The organism is Fulvivirga marina (genome assembly GCF_016775155.1).
GTDB lineage: Bacteria > Bacteroidota > Bacteroidia > Cytophagales > Cyclobacteriaceae > Fulvivirga > Fulvivirga marina.
This window is the reverse complement of the sequence record NZ_JAEUGD010000064.1, coordinates 229,490-249,561: the sequence shown is the minus strand read 5'-3', so window position 1 is coordinate 249,561 and position 20,072 is coordinate 229,490. Positions and strand designations below refer to the sequence as shown.

Annotated in this window: 16 protein-coding genes; 11 read left to right on the top strand and 5 right to left on the bottom strand. The window is 40.4% G+C overall.

What is annotated here, in order from left to right:
• Positions 1 to 129: 129 nt before the first annotated feature.
• Positions 130 to 1,026, bottom strand: a complete 897-nt coding sequence (locus tag JMN32_RS19975) for a LysR family transcriptional regulator (RefSeq protein WP_202858139.1) — start codon at positions 1,024 to 1,026, stop codon at positions 130 to 132.
• 134 nt (positions 1,027 to 1,160) lie between these two features.
• On the opposite strand from JMN32_RS19975, the gene JMN32_RS19970 reads away from it, so the two are divergent.
• Positions 1,161 to 2,075, top strand: coding sequence for a DUF1338 domain-containing protein (locus tag JMN32_RS19970; protein ID WP_202858138.1), 915 nt, complete (start codon positions 1,161 to 1,163; stop codon positions 2,073 to 2,075).
• Between the two features lie 456 nt (positions 2,076 to 2,531).
• Positions 2,532 to 4,574 carry a glutamine--tRNA ligase/YqeY domain fusion protein gene (locus JMN32_RS19965; protein WP_202858137.1) on the top strand — a complete coding sequence of 681 codons (2,043 nt, stop codon included), beginning with the start codon at positions 2,532 to 2,534 and terminating at the stop codon, positions 4,572 to 4,574.
• A 206-nt stretch (positions 4,575 to 4,780) separates the two neighbouring features.
• Here the strand turns inward: JMN32_RS19965 and JMN32_RS19960 are convergent, their stop codons facing one another.
• The 4 genes from JMN32_RS19960 to JMN32_RS19945 all read right to left on the bottom strand — a co-directional run bounded on the left by JMN32_RS19960 (position 4,781) and on the right by JMN32_RS19945 (position 10,149).
• Positions 4,781 to 7,195, bottom strand: a complete 2,415-nt coding sequence (locus JMN32_RS19960; RefSeq protein WP_202858136.1) for an ABC transporter permease — start codon at positions 7,193 to 7,195, stop codon at positions 4,781 to 4,783.
• 89 nt (positions 7,196 to 7,284) lie between these two features.
• Positions 7,285 to 8,316: a helix-turn-helix domain-containing protein gene (locus JMN32_RS19955; protein WP_202858135.1), complete on the bottom strand. Its 1,032-nt coding sequence runs from the start codon at positions 8,314 to 8,316 to the stop codon at positions 7,285 to 7,287.
• Positions 8,317 to 8,577: 261 nt separating this feature from the next.
• Positions 8,578 to 8,796, bottom strand: a complete 219-nt coding sequence (locus JMN32_RS19950; RefSeq protein ID WP_202858134.1) for a hypothetical protein — start codon at positions 8,794 to 8,796, stop codon at positions 8,578 to 8,580.
• A 195-nt stretch (positions 8,797 to 8,991) separates the two neighbouring features.
• Positions 8,992 to 10,149 (bottom strand): GAF domain-containing sensor histidine kinase, encoded by a 1,158-nt coding sequence (locus tag JMN32_RS19945; protein ID WP_202858133.1) that lies wholly within the window; start codon positions 10,147 to 10,149, stop codon positions 8,992 to 8,994.
• A 254-nt stretch (positions 10,150 to 10,403) separates the two neighbouring features.
• On the opposite strand from JMN32_RS19945, the gene yaaA reads away from it, so the two are divergent.
• From yaaA to JMN32_RS19900, 9 genes are all read left to right on the top strand, one after another.
• The gene (gene yaaA, locus JMN32_RS19940; RefSeq protein WP_202858132.1) at positions 10,404 to 11,168 is read left to right on the top strand and encodes a peroxide stress protein YaaA; all 765 of its coding nucleotides are present in this window, start codon (positions 10,404 to 10,406) and stop codon (positions 11,166 to 11,168) included.
• A gap of 1,119 nt (positions 11,169 to 12,287) precedes the next feature.
• Positions 12,288 to 12,638 carry a response regulator gene (locus JMN32_RS19935; RefSeq protein WP_202858131.1) on the top strand — a complete coding sequence of 117 codons (351 nt, stop codon included), beginning with the start codon at positions 12,288 to 12,290 and terminating at the stop codon, positions 12,636 to 12,638.
• A 78-nt stretch (positions 12,639 to 12,716) separates the two neighbouring features.
• A complete protein-coding gene (locus JMN32_RS19930; RefSeq protein ID WP_202858130.1) occupies positions 12,717 to 13,109 on the top strand; it encodes a response regulator in 393 nt (130 codons plus the stop codon).
• A complete protein-coding gene (locus JMN32_RS19925; RefSeq protein ID WP_202858129.1) occupies positions 13,096 to 15,111 on the top strand; it encodes a chemotaxis protein CheA in 2,016 nt (671 codons plus the stop codon). Before JMN32_RS19930 ends, JMN32_RS19925 begins: the two co-directional genes overlap by 14 nt.
• 1 nt (position 15,112) lies before the next feature.
• Positions 15,113 to 15,631 carry a chemotaxis protein CheW gene (locus JMN32_RS19920; RefSeq protein ID WP_202858128.1) on the top strand — a complete coding sequence of 173 codons (519 nt, stop codon included), beginning with the start codon at positions 15,113 to 15,115 and terminating at the stop codon, positions 15,629 to 15,631.
• A 10-nt stretch (positions 15,632 to 15,641) separates the two neighbouring features.
• The gene (locus JMN32_RS19915) at positions 15,642 to 16,934 is read left to right on the top strand and encodes an alginate export family protein (protein WP_202858127.1); all 1,293 of its coding nucleotides are present in this window, start codon (positions 15,642 to 15,644) and stop codon (positions 16,932 to 16,934) included.
• A gap of 9 nt (positions 16,935 to 16,943) precedes the next feature.
• On the top strand, positions 16,944 to 18,674 hold the full coding sequence (locus tag JMN32_RS19910) for a methyl-accepting chemotaxis protein (protein WP_202858126.1): 1,731 nt from the start codon (positions 16,944 to 16,946) through the stop codon (positions 18,672 to 18,674).
• A 68-nt stretch (positions 18,675 to 18,742) separates the two neighbouring features.
• Entirely contained in the window at positions 18,743 to 19,615 is an 873-nt protein-coding gene (locus tag JMN32_RS19905) for a CheR family methyltransferase (RefSeq protein ID WP_202858125.1), read from the top strand.
• A complete protein-coding gene (locus JMN32_RS19900) occupies positions 19,609 to 20,070 on the top strand; it encodes a chemotaxis protein CheD (protein WP_202858124.1) in 462 nt (153 codons plus the stop codon). The genes JMN32_RS19905 and JMN32_RS19900 overlap by 7 nt, the downstream gene beginning before the upstream one ends.
• Positions 20,071 to 20,072: the final 2 nt, after the last annotated feature.

The following is a 20,072-nucleotide window of genomic DNA, read 5'->3' as shown; positions in this document are numbered from 1 at the left end:
ACCTAATACCATTATAAGCTTACAGATAATGTTGGAAGACTAAGCATTAAAGTTGATTAGAGGAGTGGTCAAGAACTGAAACTCTTGGGTTTATGCCTGTAGAAAGCTATTGTCTGAAAATTATACCGCTTACTCTCCTTTCAACAGCCCAAGAAGATGTGTAAGCCCCGTATTATCATTGTACTTGTTCCAAACTGCAAACAGCTCTGTTTTATGTTTGATCTCTTTTAACTCAATATATCGTACCTTATAGTTAAACTTATCTACCAATGAATTAGGAACTATGGAAATTCCCAGGCCACTTTCTACCAATTTAAAGATAGTTGGGCCATGTATGGATTGGTGCGATATCCTGGGGGTGAAGCCGTGTTCTTTGCATAGGGTCATAATCTGACCAAAGAACAAGTGACTGCTTTCATTAGGAAACAGAATATATGATTCATCTGCTAACTGTCCTATGTCTACAAAATTCTGCTCCGTGATGGCATGATTTTCAGGAAGTACCAATGTCAGGTTTTCCTTGAATACGGGTAAACTATGCATATTGGCCATGAGGTTATTGGACCTCAAAAAGCCTATGTCCAGTTCCTTTTTGTCTAGTGCCAGAAGTTGGTCCTTGTTACTTAATTCTTTCAAGTAGAACTTGATGCGGGGGTATTTGGACGTAAACTCTTTCAATAACTTAGGTAAGTAAATCTGCATAGCGGAACCTACAAAACCAATTCTCACTATCCCCTCTCCTCCTTCAACCCTAAATTGCCACTGCTCCATGCTCTTTTTCAGTTGCATGAGTATAGCTTCAGCTTCCTCTTTCAATAGTTCGCCAGCATGACTGAGAATAACTTTCCTGTTCGTTCTAACAAACAGCTCTTGTCCGAGTATAGTCTCCATACGCTGGATTTGCTGGCTTAAGGCCGATTGGGTAATAAAAAGTCGCTCAGCGGCCTTGCCATAATGTAAAGTCTCGGCAAGAACCAGGAAATACTCAAAATGCCTGACTTCCAATTGATTAGTTATGCTTATCATTCGATATAAATTGTTAATTGAAAGTAATTCTTTTAACTCATAATTTTGCATCATGGGTCAATTTTTTAATGAAATGGTGAGCGACCGTCACCACATTTTTTAGTCATCACAAACATTTTAATAATCACTACGATATGAATTTTGACAAGGATTCTTCACTTGATAAGATTTTAAATGCACTGTTCGAACCTTACAAGCATAGTGTACCAGAAGTAAACAAGATCAGTGATGCTATGATCGAAAAAGGTATGATTGCTGAGGAAAGCGATATTATAAACGACCATATTGCATTTCGCACCTTGGGTGTACCCAATCTTGGTATTGCTTCTTTTGAAAAGATCTTTCTGCATTATGGATATAAGAGAAGAGAGCCTTACTACTTTCAGGAGAAGAAGTTGAATGCGTTTTGGTATGAGCCACCAGTAGAAACTTATCCCCGAATATTCATCAGTGAACTTAGAGTTGAAGACCTGTCTCCCAAGGCACAGAGTATCATCAATAAGTATGTGGAACCTATCACCGAATGCCCTGTAGATGGTTTGGACTTAGATAACCCTGAAGAGGTGGGTTCATTTTTCTATAAACCGCTTTGGGACTTGCCTACGCTGGAAGATTATAAGACACTGTTACAGGAAAGTGAATATGCTGCCTGGGTAATTTACAACAGGTATTATCTCAACCACTACACCATCAGTATACACGAGTTGCCTGATGGTTACAATACGCTGGAGCAATTCAATGCTTTTTTAGAGTCGATTGGTATTGTACTCAATAGTGCCGGAGGAAAGATCAAAACCAGCGAAGATGGTCTTTTGAGACAAAGCAGTTCAGTGTCGAAAATGCAGCCTGCAACATTTTCTGATGGTGAAACCATGAGGATTTCTGGTAGCTACGTAGAGTTTGCAGAGCGTTCAGTACTGCCTCAATTTAAGAGTATTCCAAAGGAGCAGATTTCTCGCGAGCACCGAAGAGATGGTTTTGAATCAGCTAATGCTGATAAGATTTTCGAAAGCACTTATCTGGAGCAAACCTCTATGGCCGAAGTTTAAATTTTGGTTAGCTGGTTGTTAGACCTCCTATACCAGACCTCTATGGTTTTTAAAACCATAGAGGTCTTTGTTTTTATATAGTAAATAAGTTTAAAACATATGATAATGAGTAATATATAAATTAAAATATAAAGTATTACTTTAATAAAAAGTTGCTTCAATCAGAAGATATTGAAGAGGTGAAATGAAGAAGTAAAGTTGTACTTTATGATAGGCAATTTGATGAATGAACAGGCTGCAGTGGCTCCAATCCTACCCTTGGGATTGTACCTTGAATGTCATTGATACCAGCTTTTCTAACCAGGCTATCACGATATCATTATCACGTACAAACAGAGGTATTTATCCAATCTCATTTTGGGGTAAATACCTATTGAAACCTCTGTCATGTAAATCTATAAAACCAGTTGTAATTGTATGTATTTGCAGTAATTTTGCAGTTCAATTTTTTGATCCATGACAGAAACACCAGAATCACTTAATTTTTTAGAGCAAATCATTACGGAAGACCTCGCTAACGGCCTGTCGGCTGATAAATTGCGCTTTCGTTTCCCTCCGGAACCAAACGGTTATTTGCATATTGGCCATGCGGCATCAATCTGCCTCAACTTTGGGCTGGGGAAAAAATTCAATGCACCGGTAAACCTGCGTTTTGATGACACTAACCCTTCTAAGGAAGAGCAGGAGTATGTGGATGCGATAAGACATGATATTGAATGGCTGGGTTTCCAATGGGACAAAGAATGCTATTCATCTGATTATTTTCAGGAGTTATACGATTGGGCTATAGAGCTTATCAAAGCAGGCAAAGCCTATGTTGACGGGCAGTCTCCCGAGCTAATTGCTGAACAGAAGGGAACTCCAACAACACCTGGCACGGCCAGTCCTTTCAGGGATACCAGCATTGAGGAAAACCTTGAGTTGTTCCAAAGAATGAAGGAAGGCGAGTTTGAAGCAGGTACTTATGTACTTCGGGCTAAAATTGATATGAGCTCTCCCAATATGCTGATGCGTGATCCATTGATGTATCGTATAATGAGAAAGGCCCATCACAGAACCGGAACCGACTGGTGCATCTATCCGATGTATGACTGGGCTCATGGACAATCAGACTATTTAGAACAAATTTCGCACTCTCTATGTACACTGGAGTTTAAACCTCATAGAGAGCTGTATGACTGGTGTCTTGACCAGATATATAATAACGATAAACTCAGACCTAAACAGCGCGAGTTTGCCAGACGCAACCTGAGCTACACGGTTATGAGTAAGCGAAAGTTACTAGAGTTGGTGCAATCTAAAACCGTTGCGGGCTGGGACGATCCCCGAATGCCAACAATCTCCGGGCTAAGACGCAGAGGGTATACTCCTGCATCCATTAGAAAATTCAGTGAGCTATCTGGTATTTCTAAAAGGGATGGTGTTACTGATGTGTCGCTATTAGAGTTTTGCATAAGAGAAGACTTGAATAAGACGGCTACCAGGGTAATGGGAGTTTTAGACCCTGTGAAGCTGGTAATTACCAATTATCCTGAAGGAAAAGAGGAAATGCTGGTCGCAGAAAATAATCCTGAAGACCCTAACGCAGGTACACATGAGGTGCCGTTCTCCCGAGAGCTATACATCGAGCGTGAAGACTTTAAAGAAGAAGCCGGAAGCAAATTCTTCCGACTGACTTTAGGTCAGGAAGTGCGCTTAAAGAATGCCTATATCATTAAAGGGGAATCAGTAGTAAAAGACGAAAACGGGAATATAACAGAGATCCATTGTACCTGCGACCTTGATTCTAAATCAGGAAGCGGAACTGAAGCCAGCATGAGAAAGGTAAAAGGTACTTTACACTGGGTGTCTATACAACATGCCATCAAAGCAGAAATTCGCGAGTATGATCGCCTGTTTTTAGATGAGGCACCAGATAGCCACGAAGACAAGGATTTTAAGGAGTTTATCAATCCTGACTCGCTAAAGATCATCAAAGAGGCATATCTTGAGCCATTTTTGCAAGAGGCCAAGTTAGATGATAAATTCCAGTTCCAGCGTCTCGGTTATTTCACTCTGGATAAAGACGCTACTTCTGAGCGTCTGATATTCAATAAAACCGTGGGGTTAAGAGACACTTGGGCTAAGCAGCAGTCTCAACCTGCACAGCAAGGCAATAAGCCAGTAGCAAAGCCATCTAAAGGGCAGCCTCAGGGGCAAAGAAGTGCTATCAATGAGATTCAGAAAATCAGTAAGAAATACACCAATTTATCAGGAGATAAGCTGGCTAATGCCAGGGTTAACATCATGAATCTGGCTGAAGGTGTTACTTATGAAGAGTTGCAGCCACTTTTTAACACTGCAGCGAAAAAAGTAGGTACCCGGATTGGCGTTATGATCAGCCTTGGCGTACTGCTGAACAAAGGCTTGGAGCGCAATGCGGAGATCGATGCCTTTATCGAAGCGGGATTGAATGATGGTAATGAGCTTCTTTCTGAAGAGGCTAAGGCTATAAAATAATTTGGTATTACTGTAGTAGTACGCAAGAGTCCTCTGAGGGTCCTGAAGGAGACTCTGCTAAGGAGCGGTAGAAATCTCAACAGAACTAAATAGCGGCTTTACTAAACTTTTGAAATCGGTAGAGCTTACCCCTTAAACTAAAATGAGCATGTTGGAATAGTGTAATTTACTCCAACATGCTCATACCTAATAAATCTCATAAAGATTTACTCCTCTTTCAAACTATCCACTGGGTTTGCCCTGATCACTTTTTGAGTATGATAGCTTAGGGTTAGGCCTGTGATCAGTAAGGCGACAATGGCCGCAATTAGCAGATTTACCCAGTCAAAGTTCGTCCTTAAGACAAAGTTTTGAAGCCAACTGTTACCAAAATACCAGGATATGGCTACAGATACTATAAATGCCGCAGCTAACAGTGTGAAGAAATCCTTTACTAGAGTAAAGTAAAGTGTAGAATTTGTGGCTCCCAGCACTTTTCTGATGCCAATCTCCTTTGATCGCTGCAAGGCAGTAAACGATACGAGGCCGAATAAACCCAGGCAGGATACCAGGATTATGAGGGCTGAGCCGAATACCATGAGCCTGTAAAGCCTATCTTCTTTACCAAGCAGGTTGTCGAGCTGTTCATCCATAAAAGTGTATTGAAAAGGATAAGAGGCACCATAGCTTTTCCACATTTTTTCGATAGCCTGGAGTGTCTCTGATTGGTTTTTAGAATGTATCCGTATGCCCATAAACCTCCTGCCCCCATTATAGTATGCTATACACAGGCTTTTAAGAGGCTCACTGGCAGATACCATACGGAAGTTATTAACTACCCCTATAATGGTTCTATGCTCCTCGTCTTCACCTGGAAATTTAAATCGTGCTCCGACAGCATCTTCCGCAGTTTCATATCCAAGAAGTTCTGCCTGATAAACATTGATCAGTATACTTCTGAAAAAGCTATCCGCTTCAACAAAAGTTCTTCCCGCCAGAAGCTCAATGTTCATCGTTTCCAGGTAGTTGTCACTGACCTCTATGATCTGAGTAGGTGCCGATTCAAATTCCCCGTTAGGTTTTTCTACCATAATGCTAAACTCATTAATACCGCTTAGTGGCACATCATTCATCCGTGTTACATTTTCAACACCAGAGATGCTGCTGAGGTCATGTTCAAATTTTTTGATGTTACTTCTTACCGTTTCGTCGCGCAGATCAACCAGCACCAGGTTGTCCTTATCAAAACCCAGGTTTGTCTTTCGTACATAGTTTACCTGATCAATGACAACAAGCGTTGATATGATCAGTGATACTGAGATGACCTGCTGCACCATTACCAGTACTTTTCTAATACCTAAATTTCCCTGAGAAAACTTGCTTTGTCCCCCTTTAAGCACTCTGGCAGCCTCCAGAGATGAGAGGTGGAATGCCGGATATATGCCTGACATGAACCCGATACATATACCTATCAATAGTATACCTATGATCATCAACGGGTTGGTTAAGAAATTCAGTGTTAACTGCTCCCCTATCAATTGGTTGAAAACCGGGAGGATGGCCTTGGCAAAAGCAATGGAGATAACCGAGGCAATTAGTGCTGTTGTGACCGATTCGACTATAAACTGTACACTCAGGCCATAACGACTGGCACCAAGTGCCTTCCTCACGCCTACTTCTTTTGCTCGTGAGAGGGAGCGGCTCAAAGTCAGGTTCATATAGTTGAAACCTGCTACCAGCAGTAAGAATATGCCCACCAGGCTAAATACGTAAACGTTTTGTTTACTACCATGAGGAAACGGTTCCCAAATATATTCAGGAGCCAGGTGGAGACTTGTTAGGGGTTGAAGTATAATTTCTGCGGTACCATTGAGTTCGTCGAAAGTAGACTTCATATACTTTTCAAAGAAGGGTTTCCAGTGGTTATTAACGTCGGCCGGTTTGAAGGTCGATGTGGTTCTGATGTAGGTGTATACATGAGCGCCATACCACGAGTCATAATCTTCGGTCGCGCTGAAATAGGTACGATAAGAGATAAGGACATCAAGGGGTAAATGTGTTGGTTTATTAAAATCATCGAATACCCCGGTAATGATAGCTTCCCTTCCTTCCTCAAGCCCTACCCTTTTACCCAGAGCGGATTCCGTTCCATATAGCTTTTGGGCGATAGATTTTGAGACCACGATGCTGTTGGCATGGTTCAGTACAGTGGCTGTATCTCCTTCCAGTAACGGCAACCTGAATACTTTGAAATACGTGGAATCTGCCAGAAAGGCATTCCTGGTAATGATGTAATCTTCCTGTTCGTTCCACAGTAATCCCTCATGCACTTGCAGTCCGTTGTAGCCGTATAACCTTACAGAAGCTTTGATGCCCGGGTATTCTCTCACTAAAGTCTCTCCCATGGGTCTGGGAACGTTGGAAAATATATCCTGATGATCATCCAGTGTAAAATCTGCTGTTATCCTGTAGACATTTTCCGCTTCACTGACATGTTGATCATAGCTTAGTTCGTGAGATACATATAGAAATAACAGGAAAGCAAAACTAATCCCTAAAGTAAGCCCCAAGACATTAATGAAAGTATATACCCTGTCTTTAAGCATGTTCCTGATCGCTATTTTCAGTAAATTGAATTTCATATTGCTCGTGTTGTAATTATTGATCCGGCTGCAATAAAAGGGCTTTAAAAGGGCTTAAAAGACTTAAAAATAATTTGAGACTAATTAATTTAACCTGAAGCAGGGCTTTTTAAGAGACTTTTCCTGAATTGTGAAGGTGTTACTCCGGTGTACTCTTTAAATAGCCTGTTGAATGATGCCTTGGAGTTAAAACCGGATTGATAGGCCAGCTCCATAATGGTGACCCGCGAATCAGATTCGGTGCTTACCAGACGCTTAAATTCACTGACCCTATACTCATTAATAAAATCATTGAAATTCCTTCCCATATTCTGATTGATAAAACTCGAGAGCTCTGTCAATTTCAGTCCTGTTGCTTTGGCCAGATCACTTAGCGTAAGTTCAGGGTTAAGATAAACCTTGTCCGCTAGCATGGCTGTTCTTAGCTTTCTTTTTATTTCCTCTTCATAATTCACTGACTCATGGATTTGTTCTATCTCTTTGGTTAGAGCCTGAGCTTTTAGAGGCGGCTTAATAAGAAAAAATGAAACCAGAATAAAGTATAGCCCCGCTGATGTCTGAAATACCATCATAATCTGGTGATTTTGAAGGTTAGACATGGGAAGGGCCAGCCGAAATACCAACAGGAAGGCCGTTCCTACCATAAGGGTCTTTAAATAATAAGCAGGGTATATCGCTTTGCTTTTGCTGAGTAAAGAAGTTCTGTAAATTTCTGTACTGCTTAACCATAAGTATACACACACTTGTATCAGATATAGGCCATCAAATATTCCCGTCACCATCTGAGCAGGAATCAGTGGATAAGCGGCAAGCCAAAGTAATGGAGCTATCAGATGGATAAACCATTCTTTCGGCACCTTTGAAGTCCTTTGAACGCATGTGAATAAATAAAATGAAGGCCATATCAAAAGGCTGGAAAGCTCATAAAACAAACTTGGACCTTTAACAACAGCGACAGCCATGGCGAGAGCATGGCTTAGCCCGCATACTCCTAAAATGGTCAGTACGGGTCTTGTTCTTTGTGATATGAGGACCAACAGGCTGAAAACCCCAATATACCCTGATATAACCAACAGTATTAAGTTAGTAATCGAGATTGAGATGTTATGATCCACGCCCATATCTCGCGAAGATAATCGATTTATGGCGAAATATTCCCTTGCTGAGATACGCAAAGTCCCATTTGGGAGATGCTGTTTGCAAAGAGTAAAGGCGAGACTGTCTTAAAAGCCTGTCTACTCTAAACCGTCATTCTGAACTTGTTTCAGAATCTTCTCCTTGGTTGCTGTAGAACTTCAACATAGCACCAAAGCAAAGTTTGAATAATCTTAGACTTTTAAGAACAATCTCAGGGGGGATTAAACAAGTGATTCAGCTTGTTTTTACGGGTAACTCAGTTTTTTCATATTGTCCTCTGGCTTTCTATCCATAAGCTTGTGGAGTGGATCGATCCCTGCCTTTGAAGGCGCCTGACTTACCGTTATTTCAAGCTCTGATACTTCATCAGATATCAGATGCTTTTGTAAATAGATCAACTGGTCTTGTGCATAAACCCCTACATCTATCCAGTCTTCCAGAGAGGCTAATGTTTCATTACCCACAGGTCATTTGTAGTAGCTGCGCAGCATATCAAAAGCATAGAAGGTAATATGATCCATATCGGAGATACTACTGTCTCTGTAGGAAAGGTGAATGTCAGTAGATTGCTGGGACTCTAGATGTAAAACAGGTCTGTGCTCTGATTCATGGATTTGAGGATGGTCAGGGTTTTAATAGGCTTAGGGTCTATAGCCCTACTACTTTAATTCAAAACAGGCATGGTAAGTATTATCTTTTACATGTAGTTTTAAGCCGTCAGAATGGTGTAATTTGAGTATTTCATTAATGATTTCCTGTCCAAAACCCACTTTATGCTTAATATCAAATCCATTGGATGAAACAAGCTCATCTACTGTATTGGAGAGTTCCACTTTAACATGACTATTATTCAGACTTTTCAGTGTAGCAGTTACCTGTCCGCCATAGGGCGTATACTTGGTGCAATTTGATAGCAGGTTGTCAAACACCTGTAGCATACGATCTTTATCTGCTTCCAGTGTTATTCCTTCTTCAACCTCCAGTTCCCAGTTCAGTTCCTTGTCATTTTTAAATGACTTATAGTATTCGCACCGTTCTTTAAAAAGTGCAGAAAAGTCATGGCTTGCCATATTGAGTTTTATTTTACCGCTACCCATTGCAGCAGTTTCCAATATGGTATGAACAAACTCTAAGGCTCTTGCTGAGGATGCTCTGATCATTTCAATGATATCGGCGTATTCATTTGAGTCAATGAAAGAGGTTAACGTTTTAATATTGCTCAGCGGGGCTCTCAAGTCGTGGGCTACGTAGCCCACTAACCTCTTCATGCGATCATTAGAATTATAAAGGTCCTTTTCTTTTTTTTCGAGCATGAGAAATGCGCCAATAGCGTTGGCCATCATGGCAATCAGGTCACGTTCATGCTCTGAAAAACCGTATTTACGGGGCTGTGTTGACGAGAAGTTTAAAGTTCCGAAGAGTACCTCATCCACATATATAGGAGCGCTTATGTACGATTCCAGTTTCATATTGATGTAGACAGGGTGCGTTTTCATTTCCTTTAGTAATCCCACATGTGGTAAGCCTATCACACTGTTGGTTTTAACTACCTCTCTACAATATGTACCTTCCAAAGGAAAGATAGTACCACTTTCAATTTGTTGAATTTGGGAAATGCAATTGCACACCAGATATTCTGCATCATTGATTTTGGATACAATACCAATCTTCATATTAAAGATCTGTAAGCCAACTTTTAAGTAGCTGGAAATAAGCTCTTTAAAATCTGTAAAATGGGTGGTGGTCAGTCGTTGGATACTTTTAAGGTTGTTGGTCAGTGCAAGCAACTGCTCTTTCTCTGTTTTGGACGAATCCATAGCAAAGAAGGTCTTATTATCTATGAATTGAGGATATTGCATGATTACCTTTATCCTTATAATTTAATAAGATATTGTCATTATTCTCAAGATATTTCACAAATTATTAAGCTAGCTACTACAGTTTTGACTCCTGCACGCTCATCAAAAGGTATTGATTCTCACTCAATTTGTCATGAATTAACCATGCAGATAACGAATTATGCATTAGGTTTGCATCTGAATTTTGAACATTAAAACATCGATTATTATAGATGATAGCCATTGTATCTCCTGCCAAAACGCTAGATTTTGAAACAGAGTATAGCCATGAGCATACACTTCCAAGATTTCAAAAGGAAGCACTTGAGTTGATTGATGAACTCAAAAAGCGATCTGAAGAAGACATTTCGACGTTAATGTCCATCAGCGATAAGTTGGCCGAACTCAACGTGGAGCGGTATCATAACTTTACCAAAAAGAAGGATCCCGCTCATGCAAAGCAGGCTGTTTTTGCATTTCAGGGAGATGTTTATCAGGGGCTACAGGCAGAAACCTTTAGCCAGGAGGAGCTTGAGTATAGTCAACAGCATTTTAGAATACTTTCCGGTTTATACGGACTGATCCGCCCGCTAGACCTGATTCAACCCTACAGACTGGAAATGGGCACCAGACTAAAGGTCTCCGAACACGCCAACCTGTATGAGTTCTGGCAGGATAAAATTGCTAAACAGCTCAAGAAAGACTTGAAGGCTCAGGGTGACAACTTATTGATTAACCTCGCCTCAAATGAATACTTTAAGTCCGTAGACACCAAACAGCTTAAAGCCAGGATTATTGATGTAGACTTCAAGGATCACAAGAACGGTGAGTACAAGATTATTTCATTCTATGCTAAAAAGGCCCGTGGACTCATGAGTAGATTTATCATCAAAAACCAGCCTACAACCGTAGAGGAGCTTAAAGCTTTTGATTATGAGGGGTATTATTTCGATGAAAAGAATTCTACGGAGGATTTGCTGGCGTTTAAGAGAGGGTAGTATCCATCTCAATACGGGAGAGGTCGAACTTCTTGTCACCAATCTATATGATATGACCAGCAAGATATTACTACTGAGGATTTAGGCGAATTATATCATTTGCTATGGGGAGTAGAAGAAGGGGTTAAAAGTCTGAAGCCCAAAATCAAAATAGAGCAATTCGGGAGCGAGAAAACAGAAGGGATATTTCAGGAGTTCTATGCCATATATTTTGTATGAATATGATAGGACTGACGGGCAGTTTAGCCAACCGGAAAATTATACATAATACAAAACACCGTAGGCACAGGTATAAATACAACTGGAAAAAAGCTTATCGGTTCCTGAGGGAAAAAACATCATTTCTTTCAACTTTAAGAAATTCAACAATGGTTCAACAGCCTAATTGAAGAGATTATAACACCTGTGGTGGCTATAAAACCGGGAAGAAGTTTTGCACGGGACATGGATGCTAGAAATAAAAGAGGAAGGATTACCCACTACAACAAATAATACATGATATAGACAAACAAAACTTCAAACGCCATATTGCTCCAGCAAAACTCCTTGCAAGCAAGGGAAAAGAATTTTATTGACCAACTCAAAGGTAAACACTTCTTCAAAGCGATTGCCTGCAAATGGAAAATGACCTTTGAGACAAAATTAAACCTCCCTTTAACTTAATAGTCATTGAGGGAGTGTACCTTCATCTGATAAGTAACTAAAGCACACTTCCGGATGCAACACCCTCTGTCCTACGGACATCTCCCACATGGGAGAAATTAGCGTGCAGAAGTTTGTTAGCGAGTAGGTCAGGTTTAGCTTGTGCTTTTAAGCTGGGGATTCCGGATATTTTCTCCGCTGCTCTGCGAAAATTTTAAGTTGACGCGGTATTTATTCATACCATTCTTAGCCTTGGATGGTCTTTGTTCTCTGAAAAATTTTATGGTATTATATCTATCCCCTACTTATCTTTTAAGCCACTAGTTCTATCCCTTATAGGAGAATCTATCCCAAAAAGGGACGTTTTAAATTTCCTTAAAAAATACAACTCACTGATTATTAAGGATTTATGATTTTGGTGTTTATATTGTACAGCTACATTTATTACACGCCTAATTGCAACTATAAAACTATAACATGAAAACAGTATTAGTAGTAGACGACTTTGTCAGCATTCGCAAAGCCATTGTCGACACATTAAAACGCCATGGGTTTAATACAGTTGAAGCTACAGATGGCAAAGATGCGCTTGACACACTCAGAAGCCGGATATTTTCTCCGCTGCTCTGCGAAAATTTTAAGTTGACGCGGTATTTATTTATATCATTATTGACTTTGGATGGTCTTTGTTCTCTGAGGAATTTTATGGTATTATATCAATTCCCCTACTTATCTTTTAAGCCACTAGCTCTACCCTTTACAGGAGAATCTATCCCAAAAAGGGACGATCTGCAATTCCTTGAAAAAATACAACTTGCTGATTATTAGGAATTTATGATTTTGGTGTTTATATTGTACAACAATATTTATTACATACACGCCTAATTGCAACTATAAAACTATAACATGAAAACAGTATTAGTAGTAGACGACTTTGCCAGCATTCGCAAAGCCATTGTCGACACATTAAAACGCCATGGGTTTAATACAGTTGAAGCTACAGATGGCAAAGATGCGCTTGACACGCTAAGGAGCTCAGAAGCCACTATCGACCTCGTCTTATCCGATTATAATATGCCGGTGATGAATGGTTTCCAATTACTGCAGGCAGTAAAAAGTGATGATGAACTAAAGCATTACCCCGTAGTATTACTCACCTCCGAAAAGGCCAACGATAAAAAAATGATGGCCAAGAAGGCAGGTCTCGATGCCTGGGTCGAAAAGCCATATAAGATTGACAACCTCATTAACCTCCTGAATTATACCATAGAGAAAAGTAAGAAGAATGACTCAGTATGATCAAATGTTTAGGGAAGAGGGTAATGAGCAGTTAGAGATAGCTGAACAAGCCCTTCTCTCTTATGAATCGCATGCAGATATTCGTTATATAGAGGAAGCTTTTCGCGCTCTACATACTTTCAAAGGCGGGGCACATATTTTTGCCTTAACAAATTTGGGTGATTTTGCTCATATGATCGAATCTGTATTGGATGGCATACGTCATGAGCTCCTGACAGATGAACCACGCATTGCTGATAAGTTATTGAAGTACCTTGACCACCTCAAAAAGCTGATGAATGATCCTGAACTGAAGGATTCACAAATTCAGCTTAAAAACAACCAGTTGGTCAAGGAAATAAAGGCCCTTTCTTCAAAAATATCTGATGCCATCAAGAAAAGTGATCAAAGCAAAGAAACAGCGTTATTGGAGGCCTTCATTGAGCAGGAAGATGAGGAAAATATCAGCACTTATTATCTGACTATTCAACCTCTTATTGATATCGAGACCGGATCAGGGCACCCCGTATTTGGTATATTGGACGACATTCAGGAAATGGGCGACCATAAGATGAAACCGGCATTCAAAAATGATAACAGCATTGTTGTGCGATGGGATTTGTATGTAGCTTGCCAGGCCACGCGTGAGGACTTGGAGGCTCAGTTCATGTTTATAGAAGATGAAGTTGAACTTACCGTACATAAAATAGCCAATTTTAACCTTTTCAATGAATTAGGGTTCGAAGAGCTTCTAAATGTCCTTGACAAAACCCCTACTGATCAAAAACTCACGGAATTAACGGGTTATGTTGAGTCTTTAAAAGAGACATTAGTTGCGGATAGCGCAGACTCAGACACTACCGGCAAGGGTAGTAAATCAGGCAGTATAAGGGTTTCGACATCAAAAATAGATGTGCTGATGAACTTAGTCAGTGAGTTAGTAACTGACCAGGCCGGCCTTAAAATGATGGTCTCTTCCTCCCCTGACCCTCAGTTTGAGGGACTGGTAGAAAATATCGAAAGGCACATCAGACAACTCAGGGATATTGCATTTGAAATGACACTGGTACCTATTGACAGGCTCATGGGGAAATTCAGAAGACTGGTAAGGGACTGTTCCATTTCTATTAATAAAGAAGTAAATTTTAAAGTAACAGGTGAAAATACAGAATTAGATAAGATATACATAGATACCTTATCCGATCCGATCATGCATATTTTAAGAAATTGTCTTGATCACGGCATTGAATCACCAGAAGAACGCAGTAAGAAAGGGAAACCCGCTATAGGAACGATATCATTAGATGCTTACTACTCGGGAGCCTATGTACATATCGAGATCAGTGATGATGGAAGGGGGTTAAACATCCAAAGTATCCAAAATAAAGCCTTGGAACTAGGCCTGATCAATGAAAACGACAAACCATCAACTTCTGAGATATATGAACTGATATTTCAGCCCGGCTTTTCTACTGCCCAAAATGTAACCAATGTTTCCGGCAGAGGAGTGGGTATGGATGTGGTCAAGAAAAATATTGAGGACATACACGGTGAAATAAACATCAGCTCAGAGGCTGGAAAAGGCACAAAGTTCACCATTAAAGTGCCTTTAACCCTTTCTATTATCGATGCCCTGCTGGTTAAGGCAGATCATTCCCACTTTGTGCTGCCATTGCAGATAGTGCATAAGTGCTATGAACTCAGGTACGATTCCCTAACCGATGATTTCAATAAACTGCTGGTACTTGATAATAAGCAAATACCATTCATTGATCTGAGGACTGAGCTTTCTTTAGATAAAACACCCGTGCCAGAATATTGCAATGCTATAGTAGTGAAGTGCAGAAAGATGGAGTTAGCAATTATCACTGATGAGATCATCGGCGAGTACCAGGCGGTATTGAAGTCGGTAAGTGAATATTATAAACACCAGGAGTTTGTCTCCGGGGCTACCATTCTCGGCGATGGATCAGTGGCACTTGTACTTGACGCGGACAAACTTGTGGAACAAAAAACAAACTAGCATGAATTATGAAATAGATACTGCAAAAGCACTTAAATCCTTTCTGAGCTTTAAGTTGGCTGATAAAACCTTTGCTCTGGAGGTAGAAAAGGTGATAGAAATAATAGAAGTACCAAAAATCACTTCTATTCCCAAGGCCCCTGCTCACATGAAAGGGGTGATCAACCTTCGCGGACAGGTACTACCACTGATAGATACCTGTGTAAAATTCGGACTACCTGCAATAGAGCCCGACCTGAATACATGCATAATAGTAATAGACCTGCTGCTAAAAGAAAAAACCATTCGTTTTGGCGCCATGGTATCCCAAGTACTGGAGGTCCTTGAAAAAGAAGAAGACCATATCCATGCTTCACCTAGCATAGAGGCCAACTATAATCTGGAATTTGTAAAAGGCATAATTAAGGAAAATGAAGACTTTATAGTGGTCCTGGATATAGACAAGACTTTTTCGGTGGAAGAAGTGAAGTTAATGAAAAATGCAAATGAGAAGAAAACCGAAACATCTAAGACGAAATAAATTATCTGATATGAATAGAAATCAATATAAAATATTACTGCTGTCTACAGCATTCATTTTGGCGATAGATTGTGCCCAGGCCCAGTTAAATGTAAGTGCCAATTTCAGGGCAAGATCAGAGTATCGTGATGGTTCACGGATATTACTTGATGATACTCGCGAGCCAACATTCGTTTCTTCCCAAAGGACCCGTCTGATCACTAATTACAAAGACGACAGGTTTGAAATTAACATTGCAATTCAAAATGCAAGAATTTGGGGTGTCGATGATGAAAGGGGTAATGTACCCAATATCAACCTGGCCGAAGGCTGGATAAAATATTACCTGAGTGAAGACAAAGAAGGCTTTGCTATCAAAGTTGGAAGGCAGCACCTGGTATTGGACGATGGCCGTATCTTCGGTATGAGAAACTGGAACGACATTGCAGTTTCTCACGACCTGGCTATGCTCGAGTTTAACAAGTCTGACTGGGACATAAAGCTTGCGGGTGGGTATAACAACGATGGCAATAAGTACCAGGAAAGTGCCTATGATGTAAATTATTACAAATATCTGGCAGTATTATGGGCCAACAGGCAGATTAGCAACAATCTTTCGGCGTCAGTACTGACATCAGTGGATGGCAATGAAGACCCTGACGATTTCAAAAAAGTGTATCCACGCTATACCTCCGGTGTTTACCTGAAAGGGGGTAATAAAAAATCAGCTTTTGGGGTACAAGCTTCTTTTTACTATCAATACGGCGAGCATACGTCGGGACTGAAGCAGCGAGCTTACATGTACTCGGTAATCCCTACTTACAATATAAATGACAAACTTAAAGCTGTTGCGGGTATAAATTTCTTTAGTGGCAATGACCAGTTAGACCCTGATAATACCAACAGATCATTTAACAAGCTATTTGGAGACGGCCATCGCTACTATGGCTATCTGGACTATTTTCTGAATATAGAAAGCAACACCAAAGGCAGCGGGGTTAGAAATACATTTGCCAGCTTATTTTACAAATTTAGCAACAAATCAGAGCTGGAGTTTTCATACCATAATTTTGCATTTGGAGGCAACTATATGGATCCTGTAACATTAGATGCTGCAGACAATCAGCTAGGCAACGAAATTGACCTTCAGTTAAAACATAAAATAAATGGATACCTGAGTACGCGGTTTACCTATGCAACTATGTTTGCAACTCCGTCCATGGAGCTTATCAAGGGAGGTGACCATAATCGGTACCAGCAGTGGATTGCAGTCATGTTGATCGCTAAACCACAATTATTCTCATCAGACAAAAAAGATCAATAATACATTATCATGAAACAGACAAAATTCACAACGAACCAGCGTATAATCGGAATTTTCGCCTTCGTGCTGTTTATTTCCGTAGCGGGTGCCATCTATAACTCGTTGCAAACCCAAAAGTTAAAAGCTGAAATAGAGAAAATCTATAATGACAATTTATTGAGCATAGACTATCTCATTGAGGCGGACAGGGATGCCTACCAGTCGAGCATAGCCATATCACATGCATTGTCCGAAAGTGTACAAGTCAATGAAAGCGAGTTTAGCACGGCAATGGTGAATATAAAAACCAACCTGGAGCAGGTGCATGAGCGCTATACCAATTTCTTTAAAATCTCAGCTTTCACAAAATTGGAAAAGAACAATGCCTATGACACTTACGATACGCAATTCAGAGAAAAGTACGATGAATTAACCGTGCTGACCAACCAGATAATGTCGCTGCTTAAAAATGAAGATTTCGCAAAAGCTAATGAGGTATATTACGGCCCATATATGGCTGCCTTCGAACCTATGAGATCAGCTATGGACAAGTATACTGATTTAAGCCTTACTTCTTCTGAGGAAGCCTACCAGGCAGGTATGAGGCTAAGCGAGGGTATTTTCAGAAACTCTATGATCGTCGTACTGCTTGTGATGCTTTTCATTATTGCAGGAGGGTTCTACCTCAAAAACAGCATTTCAAGACCACTGAACGAGGCTATGAACATTGTGGATAAAATCGCTGCCGGTGATTTGAGAATAAAGATTGAAAAGGAAAAACATAATAAAAAAGACCAGATCGGATTTTTACTACATAAGATGGACGATATGCTAAAGAGCCAGCGCAATGTAATAAAAACCGTAATGGAGGGGGCTGAGTATATCAATAAAGCCAGTGTAGAATTGAGTGAATCTGCCGGACAGCTTTCTCAGGGTGCTTCGTTGCAGGCCAGCTCGGTGGAAGAAGTGTCGGCTTCTATGGAGCAGATGACCTCTAATATCATGCAGAATACTGATAATGCTAAAGAAACTGAACAAATTGCACTGAGTTCAAACAACCAGGTAAAAAAGTCTAACGAGGCTGTACTGGAAACCGTGGACTCGATGAATACCATCGTTAGAAAAAACTCAATAATAGGAGAAATAGCCAGACAAACCAATTTACTGGCCCTTAATGCTGCCGTGGAAGCTGCGCGTGCAGGTGAGCACGGAAAAGGTTTTGCTGTAGTTGCTGCGGAGATCAGAAAGCTGGCAGAACGTAGTCAAAACGCAGCCAAAGAAATAGATGATATTTCCAATAGCAGTGAAAAAGTGGCTCGTACGGCTGGTGACATGTTGAGCAAACTAGTGCCGGAAATTGAAAAAACCAGCAACCTTGTAGCTGAAATCAGTGCAGCCAGTCTGGAGCAAAATGATGGCGCCAACCAGATAAATGAAGCGATTCAGCAGCTTAACTCTGTGGTTCAGCAAAATGCAGCCAGTGCAGAAGAGCTAGCTTCTAATTCTGAAGAGTTAAATAACCAGTCCGACACATTAAGAAAAGCTATTTCGTTCTTTAAATTAGATGAGGATGAGCTGGATACCCGTGCCAATGCGACAAACGAAGTCTCTGCCCAGGTAAAAGAAAATAAACCTTCTACAAAGCAGACTAAAAAGGAATATGGCCATGCACAAAAGAAAGGACAGGAAAAGTCTAAGGGCTTTGAACTAGTCCTTAAAGATCCTAAAGATGACCTTGATCGTGGTTTTGAAGAATATTAATGTTATGTTTCAGTATACCCTGCTGACCTGCCTGTTGGTAGCGTCAGCAGGATCATCAGGTATTTAGTATGGGGTTACAGACAATACGAGGATTTATTAAATTGGGCAATCCAATAGAGCTTAATGATAAAGAGTTTTACAAACTGAGCAAATTTATCTATGATAACTATGGAATAAATCTGCCTATCACTAAAAAAACCTTATTGGAAAGCAGGCTGCAAAAACATTTGCGCAAACTCGGGATCACTTCTTTCCAGAAATATATTGACAATATCTGTAGCCGCACCGAAAGTGAAGAAGTGGTCAATATGATCAACCTTGTATCGACTAACAAAACCCATTTTTTTCGTGAATCCCTCCATTTTTCATTCTTGCAAAAAGAGATTTTACCTCATGTCAAGTCCTCAGCGAAAAATAAATTCCAAATCTGGAGCGCTGCCTCCTCCACTGGAGAGGAAGTCTACAGCATAGCCATTACTTTAGAGGAGTTTATGGCTAAAAATGGTCAGCATATAAGCTATTCTGTTTTAGGTACGGATATTTCAACGGATGCCTTGCAGGCAGGCAATAATGCTATATATAGTGAAAAACAAGTGGAGGGATTGCCCTTGGACCTGAAGAGGAAATACTTATTGAAAAGCATAGATAGAAAAGAGGGAAAAGTAAGGGTGATTAAAAAAATAAGAGATAAAACGCTTTTTAAACGTTTTAACCTTATCCAGAACAGGTACCCTGCCCCGGAAACACTTGATGTAATATTTTGCAGAAATGTATTGATCTATTTTGACAAGCCTACCCAGGAGCGAGTCATAAGAAGTTTAGCCCGGTGTTTGCGGGTTGGAGGATATTTATTTTTAGGCCACTCGGAGTCATTAATGGGAATAGACTTACCCCTTAAACCACGGATGCATACAGGTTATCAAAAAATATCTATATGCTAGTCTCTGCCTGGATGAATACGGATTACTTTTTAAAACCCGGAGAGTTGATTGTGACAAAAAATCCCATTCATATAACTACCATTCTTGGAAGTTGTATCTCCGTTAGTCTTTTTGACCCGGTACTCAAATTAGGTGGCATGAACCACTACATGCTACCCTTCTGGAACGGCCGCGACCAGAATCCTTTTAAATATGGAAATTGTGCAATTAAAGCATTGATTAAGAGAATGGTCAATAATGGTGCCGTTCACGACCGCATAATAGCCGGGGTATATGGTGGGGCCTTTAGCAGCAATTCTGTATTTAAAATAGGCCACCAAAACGCTATGATAGCGCAAGAAGTACTTCATGAACAGGGTATTAAAATACATGAACAAAACGTAGGCGGAAGATATGGCAGAAAAATCAGGTTTTCGGTATCAACCAACGAGGTAATAATTAATTATTTGAATTGAGA